Below are 13,536 nucleotides of genomic sequence, written 5' to 3'. Positions count from 1 at the left end.
GTAATCATGGATGCGTAGCATAACTGGATAGTGCACTACGTTACGGCCGTAGAGGTTGGGGGTTCGAATCCCTCCGCGTTCACGAAAACTCATCAAGAAATTGGTGAGTTTTTTGTTTTACCTATTTATTTAAACAAAAATATTTTTTTTTCGTAATATTTAAACATAGGCTTGCAGTATGAAAAGAAAAATAACTATATTTGCACCGCCTTAAAAAGGAAAAGGATGCGTAGCATAACTGGATAGTGCACTACGTTACGGCCGTAGAGGTTGGGGGTTCGAATCCCTCCGCGTTCACTTAGAAACTCATCGAGAAATTGATGAGTTTTTTTTATGTACTAAAATCAATACGAATTCAGGGATGAGAATCTAATTAGGGTTCGAAACAAGTTCATCACAAAGGACGGGAAATATACCTCCGCGTTCACAAGAAACTCACCAATTTCTTGATGAGTCTTTTTGTTTTTAATCAAAATGAACAAGAATGATGCCCCTACTGATTTAAGATCAATATGTTTGGAAACAATAATGTTTTTTAGAAGATTTTACTACCAATCAATTTTACCGCCCAAGTCCCCTTTCATCAACTGTTCCACTTCCTCCACACTAACGTCATTAGCATCACCTGAAATCGTATGCTTCAAAAATGAGGATGCAACAGCAAAATCAATTGTTTTTTGAGGATTGTTGGGATAAGTAAGAAAACCATAAATTAATCCAGCCATTAAAGCATCCCCTCCACCTACACGATCGACAATATGAGTCATTTGATAAGTTGAAGATTCCAATACCTGGTTTCCATCGAACATGATCCCCATCCAACTATTGTGATTAGCACTAATGGTTCCTCTTCGTGTGGTTATAATTTTTTCAAGCCTTGGGTACTTTTCCATCAAAAGTTTGGATACAGTACCAAAAGTTTCATTTGAATACTCAGCATCAGCGGATAAATTGGTTTGAATACCCAAAACTTTACCTGCATCAAACTCATTTCCTATCAGCACATTTGTTTTAGCAATTAAGGCAGGCATTACTTCTTCCACCTTATTGTTTTCCTTCCAAAGCTTGCTTCGGTAATTTACATCACAAGATACGCTTATTCCCATTTCGTTCGCTTTCGTAAGTGCTTCTATCAGCAACTCGGTAGCACCTGAAGAAATAGCAGGCGTAATACCCGTCCAATGAAACCAGCACGCATCCTGAAATATATCATTCCAATCAATCATGCCTTTTGTAAATCCGGTAAATGCCGAATTGGCGCGATCATAAACAACTTTAGAACCTCTGGCCACAGCGCCTGTTTCCAGAAAGTAAATACCCAAACGTTCCCCGCCAAAAACAATATAGCGCGTATCTACACCAAATTTATTAAGGGTTGATTTACAAGATTTTCCAACATCATTGTTGGGCAAGCGAGTAACATAAGCCGTTGGTATTCCAAAGTTAGCTAATGACACAGATACATTCACTTCGCCACCACCGTATGTAGCATTAAATGTGTTGCTTTGCAAAAAACGTTTATAATCAGGTGTTGCCAATCGCAACATGATTTCTCCGAATGTGATTACTTTTTTATTCATTGCTAATTCCTACTATCATTTAAATCTAAAACTCAAGACAAACACCTCTTTTTTTTCATCCTGTAAAAAATCATTCGAAAAACACCACACACTGTGCGCGTTAACGGATTAGGTCAAAAAAACTAAAATAAGCTATAATTAAATTTTGAAAACAAACACATATACATACAACACAACAGACATTATGCTCTAAAAACAAGGAGTATTATCGTTTAATTTAAAAAACTCAAAAAGAATAAATTAATCCGTGCTCGTTAACGGAACGAATATACGTAAAAAACTAAAAAAACACAATTTTATAGCAATAGCTAAAATCATTCTCTTAATAAAACCAGTTCCGGTATTTAGAATAATATTCATAAATACCAATGAAAAAATAACTCCTGCAGAAATAAAGACTGACATATTCCTCCTAAATGCCTCCTTTTCAATTTAGAGAAACGAAATTAAAAGACATGTGAGTCTTTAAATCCATTTATTTAGCTTATTTTTATTCCGTCTAAATCCCAATTAAAATAAGTGGCAACTATTACCACAAGCAAATTGTGGATTTAAACCAAATAACCTACTTCCTTTTGAAGTAGAATAAATTAACCAAACAAAAAACATGAGTACAAATTTTTCTGAATACATACAGGCTTTTGAAAAGACTCTTAAATCTGTTTTTCACGAACGGGATGACATTAACAAATTTAGTTCGCAAAGAGGTTTGCCTCCTTTGGTAATGAGAGAAGTTATGTCAGGAAACCCACTTTCCGTTGCAATTCCTGAAAATTATGGAGGTAGAGGTATTAAAGTAAAAGAATGTCTGGGCATATTAGCCTCTGCTGCATATGAATCTCTTCCTTTATCGCTGACCTTTGGAATTAATATAGGTCTCTTTCTTGAACCTGTGGCCAAATATGCAAATGAGATCGTAAAAAAAGATATTTTTCAACGCTTCCTTACCAAACAAAATATGGGCGGTTTAATGATTACTGAACCTGATCATGGAAGTGGTGCTTTAAATATGCAAACTTCATTCACAGAGAAAGACGATCGTTTTCATATTAAAGGAACGAAACATTGGCAGGGACTAACCGGTTTAGCAGATTATTGGTTAATTACATCACGTCATCAAAAACAGGATGGACAACTTGGCAGAGATATCGATTTTTTCATTTGCGATGTAACTCAAAAAAACCAACAAGTCGTTGTTGAAGAATACTATGACAATCTTGGTTTGTATATGATTCCTTACGGCAAAAATAAGCTCGATTTACAAATTCCTAAAAACTTCAAATTAAATCCTGAAACAACTGGAATTAAAATGATGCTTGATATTTTGCACCGCAGCAGAATGCAATTTCCGGGTATGGGACTTGGTTTTATTAAAAGACTAATGGATGAAGCTTTGAATCAATGTAAAAATAGAATTGTTGGCGGCAAAAGTTTAATCTCTTACGATCAGGTACAATTTCAAATCTCTAAAATTCAGAGTGCTTTCACAATATGCTCGGCATTTTGCTCTCGAAGCAGCACAAAAAGCAGCATCGAAAATGATCTTTCGGCAGATGGAATTGAGGCCAATAGTGTAAAAACCATTGTGACTGATTTAATGCAGGAATCTGCCCAAACACTGGTTCAGTTATCTGGCGCAAAAGGCTATCGACTTAGTCACATTGGAGGCAGAGGAATTGTGGATAGTCGTCCGTTTCAAATTTTTGAAGGAGCAAATGAAATGCTCTACACTCAAATTTCAGAAATGGTAATCAAACTAATGAAAAAGAAAAAGGAATTCAACCTGTTTCAATTTCTGAAAAACTTCGATTTAACGACTAAAGCATCCGAATTCTTTAAAAAACAAACTGATTTTTCTTTAAACACCGATTTACCTCAACGTAAATTAGTTGATCTGGGAAGAGCCATAGGTAGAATTGTATCAGCAGGATTAGTAATTGACCTTGCTGAAAAAGGATTCCGAAAAGATTTAATTGAAAACTGTTTGTCTTCTCTTCAGCAAGACATCAGTAATCTAATCTATTCTTACCACAACAGCAGTAAAATTACAAGTGTTGATGAATATCAAGACGGAAGTTCATGGTTGGAATTCTCTTAATTCAATATTTATTTGTGCTATAATACAATGGTCATCTGCATCAGATGGCCATTTATATTTTTAAACAACAGACAACGATCTTCTGGTAAATTGGAGAATAATAATAAATCGCATTTATTTTTCACCCCTAAATCTCTTAGGGGACTTTTTGCTGCATACAAACAATAACTCCTCTAGCGAATTGAGAAGAATACTACACAATCAAGGAATAAATTTTAATTCCACTTCGTTGTCGCGCCCTTCTTTTTGCTTTAACTGAAACTGCCCTTTCGGATTAATTTTCAAGCCCTTTTCAGAGGAAGAACTCGTAATTCTATTCTTTAACTCAGTCTGAACTTCCTGTGACAAATGATCATTAAAGTGCAGAAAAAAAGAATTTAAATTCGCATCGTCAAACTGAATCAAGAAAGCATTGCAGTCTACAAACAACAAATCATCATAAGGATAAGAGATTGTAAATCCCAGCTCTTCAATCAACTCTTTTATTTTTGTTAATTCCCGATATATAGTACTCATAAACATATTATTTCGTATCACAAATGATTAATTCAAATAGATGTTTTAAATTAAAAAGTTTGTCGGCCTGCTCGGCAAACTGGCATTCAGAATGTAAATGATTAAAAGCATCTTCAAATTCGGCATCCGAAAACTCCAAATCCTCAACAATCTGAAACTTTCTAAATTCCATAATTCCATTTAATTTGTAAAGCGATTTCCGAAAACTGGAATCGCGATCCGCGTTTTTCATGAATTTTATTGCATTTCCTATCGACATATGGTTTGATTTTACATTTTTGTTAACATTCCCGAGCCATATCCTACATTTATGTAGGGAAAACATATTCACAACTCTTTTCAACCCCAATAAAAATGAGACTTTCAGAAAATCCGAATTCTTTTCAATAATTAAGAAACAATTCGAATGCCAATTAATGAGCGGTCAAAGTACTAAAGTCTTATGCCATATCAGGAAATGATGCAGTGAGCACATATTTAAAGTGACAATAGAATTCAAACAGACTTTAGCTTCTCTTTGCTGATTCTTTAAGTGCTGGTAAGAATCTGAATTTTTCTTCGCCTCACTTTTTATTTACAATGCAAAATTTTAAATTTTTGTCGCCTTTTTATCTTGTCCTTTATAAAAAAAACTATTTTTATGCCGAAATAGTAAAGACGATGAAAAGAAAATATAAAGTATCGGTTATTCAGCTTAACCTAAATGACATACCGGAAAACAACCTGAAAAAATGTTTAAGCTGGGTGAGAGAAGCTGCGAAACAAGGAGCAGAGGTAATTTCATTACCAGAACTATACAGTAGTCATTACTTCTGCCAGAGTGAAGATGTTGACAATTTTGCCTTAGCAGAACCTTTGTACAGCACGTCATTTACAGCTTTTAGTGCTTTGGCAAAAGAGCTGGGGGTAGTGATCATTGTTCCGTTTTTTGAAAAAAGAATGCCAGGCATCTATCACAACAGCGCATATATTATTGATACCGATGGATCGGAAGCTGGCTTGTACCGAAAAATGCACATCCCGGATGATCCCCATTTCTACGAAAAATTCTACTTTACTCCAGGAGATTTAGGCTTTAAAAGTATAAATACCAGTAAGGGCAAAATAGGAACCTTAATTTGCTGGGATCAATGGTATCCTGAAGCGGCAAGATTAACTGCCCTAAAAGGAGCCGAAATTTTATTCTACCCTACTGCAATTGGTTGGGCGCCGCACGAAGTTGAAGAGTTTGGAGAAAAACAACACGGCGCATGGATGAATGTAATGAAAGGTCATGCTGTTGCAAATGGAATTTATGTTGCTGCAGCAAACCGAATAGGATTGGAAAAATATGTTCCCGACACAAATGGGATTATCTTCTGGGGGGGGTCATTTATTGCCGGTCCGCAAGGTGAAATATTAGCTCAGGCTTCTCACGATAAAGAAGAAATATTAATTGCTGAAGTCGACTTGGATTTACAAGAGAATGTTCGCCAAAACTGGCCTTTTTTCAGAGACAGAAGAATTGATGCATTCGGAGAAATTACCAAAAGAGCAATTGATTAATTATGAGCGCACAAAACAGAAGATTCCCGGCTGAATGGGAAAAACAACAAGGCATTATTCTTTGTTTCCCGCACAACGGGAACGATTGGCCTGGAAAATATCAGGCCATACAGTGGGCATTTATAGAATTCATTAAGAAAGTTGCCGGCATTGAGCAAGTTGTGCTTGTAGTGGCCAATGAAAAAATAAAACAAAAAGTAAGCAGGATGCTTACAACGGCTCATGTAAATCTTGCCAACATCGATTATCTGCTGCACAAAACAAATCGGAGTTGGATGCGCGATTCCGGGCCGATTATTATAAAAAACGGAACCGATTCACGAGAAGCATTAAACTTCAATTTTAATGGCTGGGCGAAATATAAAAATTTCCAGTTGGACAAACCTGTCCCTGAAAAATTGGCTTCCTTTCTTAATCTTCCTGTAACACAGGCTATGTATAAAGGCAAACCTGTAGTTTTGGAAGGTGGAGCTATTGACGCCAATGGCAAAGGAACGCTTTTAACTTCTGAGGAATGTTTACTCGACCCTGAAATTCAGGTTCGCAACCCTGACTTTACCAAATCAGATTACGAAGCTGTTTTTAAAGAATATTTAGGAATCACCAACACCATTTGGCTGGGAAATGGAATCAACGGAGACGATACGCATGGACACATTGATGATTTGTGCCGTTTCGTTAACCAAAATACCATTATTACGGTTGTTGAATCGAACAAAGAGGATGCAAATTATCTGCCTTTGCAGGATAACCTTACGCGGTTAAAAAATGCCAGACTGGAAGATGGTACACAACCTAATATTGTGGAATTGCCAATGCCTGGCAAATTAGAATTCGATGGAATTAGAATCCCTGCAAGTTATGCTAACTTTTTAATTTTAAACCGTTGCGTTCTTGTTCCTACGTTCAACGACAGTAAAGATCGAATTGCATTGCAGATTATAGCCGATTGTTTTCCCGACAGAGAAATAATAGGCATCAGCGCTATTGATTTAATTTGGGGTTTTGGAACTTTACATTGCTTAAGTCAGCAAATTCCTGAATAAATCACTTTGCAACAATAAAATACAAACCACTGGAAATTCCAGTGGTTTTTGTTTCACTTTAAAAATCGTAACGAATACCAGTGAAGATGCCAATTGAATATGGCTTGTAATCATACTGATTACTTGTGTTAATAGAGTTCAGATAATATTTTACCGAAGGTTCTAAACCAATTTGAAGTTTTGAGTTCAGCCTGTATTCCAAACCAAAACTAAACTGAGAACTGAAGTTTGTTGTACGAATGCCATCAATTTCCCCTATCTTTTTATTTCCCTGTGATTGGTCATACACACCATTTCCAACAATCATATTGGCACTTAATCCACCCGAAACGAACATCCCTACTCTCTTCTGAATAAGATTGTAACGCATTAAAAGAGGTATTTCTATCGACTTAAAGCTTTGAATTAAATCTTCCGAAGAAGATGGAGAATAAGAACTTGAAATTTTTTCGCCGGATGCTGCAGTCATAGGTAAATTACTACCTCCACTTAATTTTATTGGTCCTGCTGCTGTGTGTTCCGGATAAGTTCGTGTTAATACAACCTCATTATTCACAAAATTTTCATCAGATCCAAAAATTGGATCGGCATACATAAGGGCATCCCGGCTTCCACCGCGAGCACTCATATCCTGACCAAAGCGGTTGTAAACTATTCCGGTTTGCACAGCCAATTTCTCATTCATGGCATAATTCACCTTAGCTCCTCCTCCAACACTCCAAATTCCAGAGCCTGCATTACCACCTTTACTATCGCCCGAATAAGAAGAATAACTAGACGAAACCTGACCTATTATTGACCATCTGTTTTCTTTGTTTTTATCATGCCCCAATTGCTCAATTGCCAAAATATTTTTTTGAATTTGTATTTCATCCGCTAAAAGTACTAAATCCTGTTGCTTGGCTAATTGACTCGTATTTGGAACTAACTGAGAGGGAGGATCGTACTCGAAATTCGAAAGCTTTTCCTCCGTTTTTCGATTCATCAATCCATTCACAAATTCACTATCCAAAAAGGCCAAATCTTTTTCGTTTGATAGAAATGCGGTGTTTAATTTCGATGCTCTAATTTCCGTACCATTAGAATCTGGAAACTTACTAAGCAGACTGCTTGTATTTCCATTGTTAAATATTTCCGGTGAGTTCGCATCCTCTAAATTCGGTTTATGAGATACTTTATCTGCAATCATTATTTCCTCTTGCTCATTTTCAGACACATACAATTCATCTGAAGTATTCGCATTATTGGTTAATTCCTTTTTAGTTGAACTATTCGTTTTGGAATCTATTTGCTGATCGAAGTTTCGCACAGAATCATTTTGAAATGATGTACTATTTTCAGAAAGAGTATTTAGTTGCATGTTGTAGTTTGACTGCCCACTAAAATAGTGATTGCCTATAGCCAAGAGCAAAAGAATTGACGCAGCAACACCTGTCCACATGTAAATAGCAAACAACCTCTTCTTCTTTGCTACCATCAGCTGACTGTTTATTCCTTCCCACACTTTAGGGTTCGGAGAAACTGACAGATTTTTTAATCCCTCGGCAAAAAGACTATCCATATGTTTGTTGTCCTTTAGCATACTCTCAAATTATTCTCTTTCACACTTAAGTAATCATTTACTTTTTGTTTTAAAATAGCTCTTCCCCGAGCCAAATTAGATTTTGACGTTCCAACTGAAATATTCATCACTTCAGCAATTTCGTTGTGCGGATATCCATCCAAAACATATAAGCTAAATACCATTCGATACCTATCGGGTAATTCCTGCACCATTTTAAGCAAAACATCTAAAGAAATATCCAATTCGGAATAGTTTTCATCTCCATCATCTTCTATCTCAAGAAACTCATCAACAACTTGAATTTTCTTTGCTTTTCGAAATTTTTCGAGTGCGGTATTCACTATTATTCTCCTCATCCATCCTTCAAATGATCCTTTAAACTGATAAGATTTAATATTCTGGAAAATTTTAATGAACCCATCCTGCAAAGTGTCTTCAGCCTCGGCCAAATCTTTGGAATAGCGCAAACTCACCCCTAACATTTTAGAGGCAAATTCTACATAGAGAAATTCTTGAGCTTTCGATTTTCCCTTAATGCAATCCTTTATGATTTGATCCAACAGATGGTTTTCCAACTTCTTTCGTGGTTTAGCGCAAAACAGATTTGTCTGTTAGTTGCAGTAATTACAAATAGGTTGCGTTAAATTTAAGCTTTTTTTAAATATTTGATCCTCATCTCCACTCCTTAGATCTTCAAAATAAATGTAAAAAATAACACCTCCAAAAGCAACCAATTTCATTTTTACTCATCAAAAAGATAAGTCAACAGAAATATTAATTTAATATTTATTTAAAAATGAAAAAGTTAAAAATTAGCCTTCTATTATTAATATCCATATCATTACTGTCTGCATGTGACACAAACGATATTCAAGATGTTCAATTTAATGGTGCTGGCGATGTATTTGTGCGCTGCATTAAAGTTGGTGATGAAACTCAGTATGCTCCGGTATTTTATTCTTACTCGAATGAAAATTTATCCTTAACATCAGTTGAAAGTCCTGTATCAGAAGTGCCGGATTACAATTTAAGTGATTATTCTGCTGATAAAAGAGTGTTTAGACTACTTCCTAATGCTGCAGATTATTCAACTGATGATGTAGCCAATGGTATTTATCAATTTAAATTAACCTCTACAAAACAAGAAACAATCCAAACTCAGGATAAACTTTTGGATTCGAGAATTGACCCAATGGTTATTACTGATTTTACCTATACTAAAGAAGGCCATATTTTCGAAATTAAGTGGAATGAGTTGAATCATGCCGATACTTATGTGGTAAAATTAATGGTCGAGAAAGATGGATTGTCTTATTACATTTCTGATCGAATATCAGCAACAGAATATAAGTTTAATCAAAACTCAAAAAACTGGGCATACAATATTCAATTAACCGCCGGAAAAACTTATTGGCTAGGTGTATTTGGTTATGAATTTGAAAATTCTTCAGTCGCTGATGGATCAAACATCAACTGCGAAACTGTTGAGTACAAAGAGATTGTTTGGTAACAAAAAAATCCCGCATTCCAAAAGGATGCGGGATTTTAATGTTGATCGTTAATTAATTTATGAACCTATATTTAATCAGAATATATTCTGATAATTAGTTCTAATTTAGAAACCGATACCTAAAATAAGGTTAGCAGTTTCTGCCTGTGGATTAATACCGATCTTAGCCCATGTATTCAAAGAAAAATTCTCGGTAATTTTTACTGTTCTTGAAGCAGAAGCTCCAATGTTTACGAAACCAAAGCTCTCTCCGTAAACCTGATTTTCAAATGCATTAAGACCTGCAAATAAAGAAACTGTCTCTCCTCCAATTTTTACTGGATAGCCAAACTCTACATAGGTTGAGTAGTTCTGATCTCCGTTTGCATCCAAATCGCGACCATAAAGCATTGTACTCCAACTAACACTTAACGGAAAGTTATCTGTTACATAGAAATTGAAACTCGCATCAATCAAGTGATTTGTTGTGCTTTTGTCCAAATCAAGATAGTTGTAATCGTCGATAGAAGCTCTGTCTCTGTTTGCGAATAAATCCCAAACTGCAACATTAAAATGATCACTAAACTTATATCCTACGTGAAAATCGAACTCTGAATAAGTATTGTCAAATGCATATCCACCCCATGCTCCAAAAGTAAAATTTTCATTGGTATATGCCATATCCATTTCGAAGTTAGCAGTATTACTTACCATAATACCTCTCCAGTAGTGACGGGTAGTTACCGATGGACTTACTTCTACTTTACCTTGTGCGTTAACAGTAAGGTTTGAAGCCGTTATTATCATCAGAACTAATAATGCTGATAGTTTGAATGTAATTTTTTTCATCTTAATTTGAATTAGTTTCTGATAAGATTTGGATTAGCATGTATTCCAAATCTCATCAGACAGGTTAATTTTTGTAGTGGTTAATTTTATTATAAAGACATGAAAAGTACTGCCGCAATTACAGCTCCCAATACTGGTGCTACAATTGGGATCAAAGAATATCCCCAATCACTTGTTCCTTTATTATCCATTGGAAGAATTGCGTGCATAATTCTTGGACCTAAATCTCTTGCCGGATTAATTGCATATCCTGTAGTTCCGCCAAGTGAAAGACCTATAGCAACAACCAACAGAGCAACAGGTAAAGCACCCAAAGTTCCCAATCCAATTTTAGCACCTTCAATTCCTGAAGCTTGCAACGATGGACCTGCTAAATAAAAGATTACGAACACCAATACAAACGTTCCTATTATTTCGCTAATTGCATTGCTGGTAAGGTTTCTGATAGCTGGCCCCGTAGAGAAACAAGCTAATTTCGCTCCACCATCTTCTGTCGCATTAAAGTAATCGCGGTACATTAACCAAACCAAAAATGCTCCCATAGCCGCACCCAGCATTTGTGCTGCAATAAAAAGACCAACCTTCGACCAAGCAAACATACCTGCAACTGCAAGACCAATAGTAACAGCAGGGTTAAGATGTGCTCCTGAAACTGGACCTGCAACTGCAACTCCAGTAAATACCGCTAATCCCCAACCTAAAGTGATAACTATCCAACCACTGTTATTTCCTTTTGTTTTATTCAATACCACATTCGCTACTACACCATTACCTAGTAAAATTAGCAGCATTGTTCCTAAAAATTCTGCAATAAATTCATTCATAATATAAAATATTAAACAGGTTTTGTTATTAAAAAAGAAAATACCAGATTGTTTCTTTTCCTCCAATCTATCCATCACAAATCTGATATTAATTCAAATAGCTTCTATTTAAGCTTACTCATCGATATCCCAATTCTTAGAACGTCCTAAAGCTTTATTCCAACCGGAAATAAGTCTTTTAGATTCGTCTTTAGCCATTGTAGGTTCGAATTTCCGATCCATCTGCCATTGATTTTTAATATCATCTATACCATCCCAATATCCTACTGCTAAACCAGCTAAGTAAGCTGCCCCCAAAGCAGTTGTTTCAAGAGTCTTAGGACGATAAACCGGTGCATCAAGTACATCCGACTGGAATTGCATTAACAAGTTGTTAATTGCGGCACCACCATCCACGCGCAGCTCTCTAATTTCGATTCCAGCATCAGCTTCCATCGACTTCAAAACATCCATTACCTGGAAAGCGATTCCTTCCAAAGCAGCTCTTGCAATGTGAGCAGCGGTTGAACCTCTTGTAAGACCCACAATTGTTCCTCTGGCATACTGATCCCAATGTGGAGCTCCTAAACCTGTAAGAGCAGGAACCATAAATACACCACCATTATCTTTTACTGAAGTAGCCAATGCTTCAACATCTGCAGATGATTTAATAATACCTAATCCATCGCGTAACCACTGAACAATTGCACCCCCCATGAAAATACTTCCTTCCAGACAGTATGTAGTTTCGCCATTAATTTTCCATCCAATAGTTGTAAGCAAGTTATTTTTAGATTTTACCGGCTTATTTCCTGTATTACAAAGCATGAAACAACCTGTACCATAAGTATTCTTAACAGAACCCGGCTCTATACACATTTGACCGAAAGTTGCAGCCTGCTGGTCACCAGCAATACCTGCGATAGGTACTTTATGAGCAAATAATGTGGAAGTTGTATATCCGTAAATTTCAGAAGAAGACTTAACTTCCGGCAACATGCTTCCAGGGATATTTAACAGCTCTAACATTTCAGTATCCCACTTAAGAGTGTTAATATTATATAGCAAGGTTCTACTTGCATTACTTACATCAGTTACATGAACTTTGCCTTTTGTTAATTTCCAGATCAACCAGCTATCTATAGTCCCGAATGCCAACTTACCAGCTTCTGCTTTCTCACGGGCACCTTCAACATTGTCAAGAATCCATTTCACTTTCGTTCCTGAGAAATACGAATCAATAATCAATCCTGTTTTATCCTGAATCATATCAGCATGTCCGGCAGCTCTTAATTCATCACAATATTTTGAAGTTCTTCTATCCTGCCAAACAATTGCGTTATAAATTGGCTCACTGGTTTCACGATCCCAAACAACAGTTGTCTCTCTCTGGTTGGTAATACCAATACTGGCAATACTTTTACCATCAACACCCGCATGAGTAATTGCTTCTGCTGCTACACCTGCCTGAGTAAACCAAATTTCGTTTGCATCATGCTCCACCCATCCTGGCTGAGGAAAAATTTGTGTAAACTCTTTTTGCGCAGTACTAATCATCTCGCCTTTCTTGTTGAAAACGATAGCACGAGAACTTGTAGTTCCTTGGTCAAGTGCTAAAATAAACTTGTCTTTCATATTAATTCTAATTTTGGGTTATTGTGTTATTTAATTATCAATTTAATAGTAAGCTTATCAATAGATAACAATCCGGTTTTATAGATTTCTATCAGTTCGTATTGTTTATAAGGATCGCATAGAATGAAATACGAATTTTCATTTCAATTAAATATTGTATTTAGTTCATTTATTATTTAATTAAATCGATTGCGTTATTCACTCAAAACAAAAAAATCCAACTACAATACTGCTAATCAAAATAGTATGGCACAACAAATATCTTATCCACTTCTTCATTTTATCAGTATACTTTAATTTCTGTAATCGATTGCAACAACATTGTAAAAAAAATCCCACTTAAAACTTCCCTTTTTCAATCTATCAAAAGCTCTGCAAATTTTTCTTTTTAGAGGATGGAAGAAAGGTGAC

Annotated in this window: 12 protein-coding genes and 2 tRNA genes; 6 read left to right on the top strand and 8 right to left on the bottom strand. The window is 35.9% G+C overall.

Annotated features, from left to right (window positions below; genetic code table 11):
* The first annotated feature begins 8 nt into the window (after window positions 1-8).
* A tRNA-Arg gene (locus ACHZAX_RS07005) sits at window positions 9-82 on the top strand.
* A 141-nt stretch (window positions 83-223) separates the two neighbouring features.
* A tRNA-Arg gene (locus ACHZAX_RS07000) sits at window positions 224-297 on the top strand.
* 251 nt (window positions 298-548) lie between these two features.
* On the opposite strand, the gene ACHZAX_RS06995 is transcribed toward ACHZAX_RS07000, so the two are convergent.
* Window positions 549-1,580 (bottom strand): sugar kinase, encoded by a 1,032-nt coding sequence (locus ACHZAX_RS06995; protein WP_320018544.1) that lies wholly within the window; start codon window positions 1,578-1,580, stop codon window positions 549-551.
* 607 nt (window positions 1,581-2,187) lie between these two features.
* Between ACHZAX_RS06995 and ACHZAX_RS06990 the strand changes: the two genes are divergently transcribed.
* Entirely contained in the window at window positions 2,188-3,678 is a 1,491-nt protein-coding gene (locus ACHZAX_RS06990) for an acyl-CoA dehydrogenase family protein (protein WP_320018543.1), read from the top strand.
* Window positions 3,679-3,879: 201 nt separating this feature from the next.
* Here the strand turns inward: ACHZAX_RS06990 and ACHZAX_RS06985 are convergent, their stop codons facing one another.
* A complete protein-coding gene (locus ACHZAX_RS06985; protein ID WP_320018542.1) occupies window positions 3,880-4,194 on the bottom strand; it encodes a hypothetical protein in 315 nt (104 codons plus the stop codon).
* 7 nt (window positions 4,195-4,201) lie between these two features.
* Window positions 4,202-4,453 (bottom strand): hypothetical protein, encoded by a 252-nt coding sequence (locus tag ACHZAX_RS06980; RefSeq protein ID WP_320018541.1) that lies wholly within the window; start codon window positions 4,451-4,453, stop codon window positions 4,202-4,204.
* A gap of 401 nt (window positions 4,454-4,854) precedes the next feature.
* Here ACHZAX_RS06980 and ACHZAX_RS06975 point away from each other — a divergent pair, with 401 nt between their 5' ends.
* Window positions 4,855-5,739: a carbon-nitrogen hydrolase gene (locus ACHZAX_RS06975; protein ID WP_124993832.1), complete on the top strand. Its 885-nt coding sequence runs from the start codon at window positions 4,855-4,857 to the stop codon at window positions 5,737-5,739.
* A 2-nt stretch (window positions 5,740-5,741) separates the two neighbouring features.
* Complete coding sequence (locus ACHZAX_RS06970; RefSeq protein WP_320018540.1) at window positions 5,742-6,785, top strand: agmatine deiminase family protein; 1,044 nt, start codon at window positions 5,742-5,744, stop codon at window positions 6,783-6,785.
* A 58-nt stretch (window positions 6,786-6,843) separates the two neighbouring features.
* Here ACHZAX_RS06970 and ACHZAX_RS06965 read toward each other — a convergent pair whose 3' ends face one another.
* Window positions 6,844-8,346: a hypothetical protein gene (locus ACHZAX_RS06965; protein WP_394698231.1), complete on the bottom strand. Its 1,503-nt coding sequence runs from the start codon at window positions 8,344-8,346 to the stop codon at window positions 6,844-6,846.
* 14 nt (window positions 8,347-8,360) lie between these two features.
* Window positions 8,361-8,924 carry an RNA polymerase sigma factor gene (locus ACHZAX_RS06960; RefSeq protein ID WP_218973151.1) on the bottom strand — a complete coding sequence of 188 codons (564 nt, stop codon included), beginning with the start codon at window positions 8,922-8,924 and terminating at the stop codon, window positions 8,361-8,363.
* A 221-nt stretch (window positions 8,925-9,145) separates the two neighbouring features.
* On the opposite strand from ACHZAX_RS06960, the gene ACHZAX_RS06955 reads away from it, so the two are divergent.
* Window positions 9,146-9,859, top strand: a complete 714-nt coding sequence (locus ACHZAX_RS06955) for a hypothetical protein (RefSeq protein ID WP_101311067.1) — start codon at window positions 9,146-9,148, stop codon at window positions 9,857-9,859.
* A gap of 105 nt (window positions 9,860-9,964) precedes the next feature.
* Here ACHZAX_RS06955 and ACHZAX_RS06950 read toward each other — a convergent pair whose 3' ends face one another.
* The 3 genes from ACHZAX_RS06950 to glpK all read right to left on the bottom strand — a co-directional run bounded on the left by ACHZAX_RS06950 (window position 9,965) and on the right by glpK (window position 13,125).
* Window positions 9,965-10,687, bottom strand: a complete 723-nt coding sequence (locus tag ACHZAX_RS06950) for a hypothetical protein (RefSeq protein ID WP_320018538.1) — start codon at window positions 10,685-10,687, stop codon at window positions 9,965-9,967.
* Between the two features lie 89 nt (window positions 10,688-10,776).
* On the bottom strand, window positions 10,777-11,511 hold the full coding sequence (locus tag ACHZAX_RS06945; protein WP_101311072.1) for an MIP/aquaporin family protein: 735 nt from the start codon (window positions 11,509-11,511) through the stop codon (window positions 10,777-10,779).
* A gap of 114 nt (window positions 11,512-11,625) precedes the next feature.
* Window positions 11,626-13,125, bottom strand: coding sequence for a glycerol kinase GlpK (glpK, locus tag ACHZAX_RS06940; RefSeq protein ID WP_320018537.1), 1,500 nt, complete (start codon window positions 13,123-13,125; stop codon window positions 11,626-11,628).
* Between the last annotated feature and the right edge of the window lie 411 nt (window positions 13,126-13,536).

This window comes from Labilibaculum manganireducens, assembly GCF_963665805.2.
Classification (GTDB): domain Bacteria; phylum Bacteroidota; class Bacteroidia; order Bacteroidales; family Marinifilaceae; genus Labilibaculum; species Labilibaculum manganireducens.
This window is presented reverse-complemented; position numbering and strand designations above follow the sequence as displayed.

Excerpts from the sequence above, each read along its gene's own strand:
- ACHZAX_RS06995 (WP_320018544.1), bottom strand. The coding sequence starts at position 1,580 with ATGAATAAAAAAGTAATCACATTCGGAGAAATCATGTTGCGATTGGCA.
- ACHZAX_RS06990 (WP_320018543.1), top strand. The coding sequence starts at position 2,188 with ATGAGTACAAATTTTTCTGAATACATACAGGCTTTTGAAAAGACTCTT.
- ACHZAX_RS06985 (WP_320018542.1), bottom strand. The coding sequence starts at position 4,194 with ATGAGTACTATATATCGGGAATTAACAAAAATAAAAGAGTTGATTGAA.
- ACHZAX_RS06980 (WP_320018541.1), bottom strand. The coding sequence starts at position 4,453 with ATGTCGATAGGAAATGCAATAAAATTCATGAAAAACGCGGATCGCGAT.
- ACHZAX_RS06975 (WP_124993832.1), top strand. The coding sequence starts at position 4,855 with ATGAAAAGAAAATATAAAGTATCGGTTATTCAGCTTAACCTAAATGAC.
- ACHZAX_RS06970 (WP_320018540.1), top strand. The coding sequence starts at position 5,742 with ATGAGCGCACAAAACAGAAGATTCCCGGCTGAATGGGAAAAACAACAA.
- ACHZAX_RS06965 (WP_394698231.1), bottom strand. The coding sequence starts at position 8,346 with ATGGATAGTCTTTTTGCCGAGGGATTAAAAAATCTGTCAGTTTCTCCG.
- ACHZAX_RS06955 (WP_101311067.1), top strand. The coding sequence starts at position 9,146 with ATGAAAAAGTTAAAAATTAGCCTTCTATTATTAATATCCATATCATTA.
- ACHZAX_RS06950 (WP_320018538.1), bottom strand. The coding sequence starts at position 10,687 with ATGAAAAAAATTACATTCAAACTATCAGCATTATTAGTTCTGATGATA.
- ACHZAX_RS06945 (WP_101311072.1), bottom strand. The coding sequence starts at position 11,511 with ATGAATGAATTTATTGCAGAATTTTTAGGAACAATGCTGCTAATTTTA.
- glpK (WP_320018537.1), bottom strand. The coding sequence starts at position 13,125 with ATGAAAGACAAGTTTATTTTAGCACTTGACCAAGGAACTACAAGTTCT.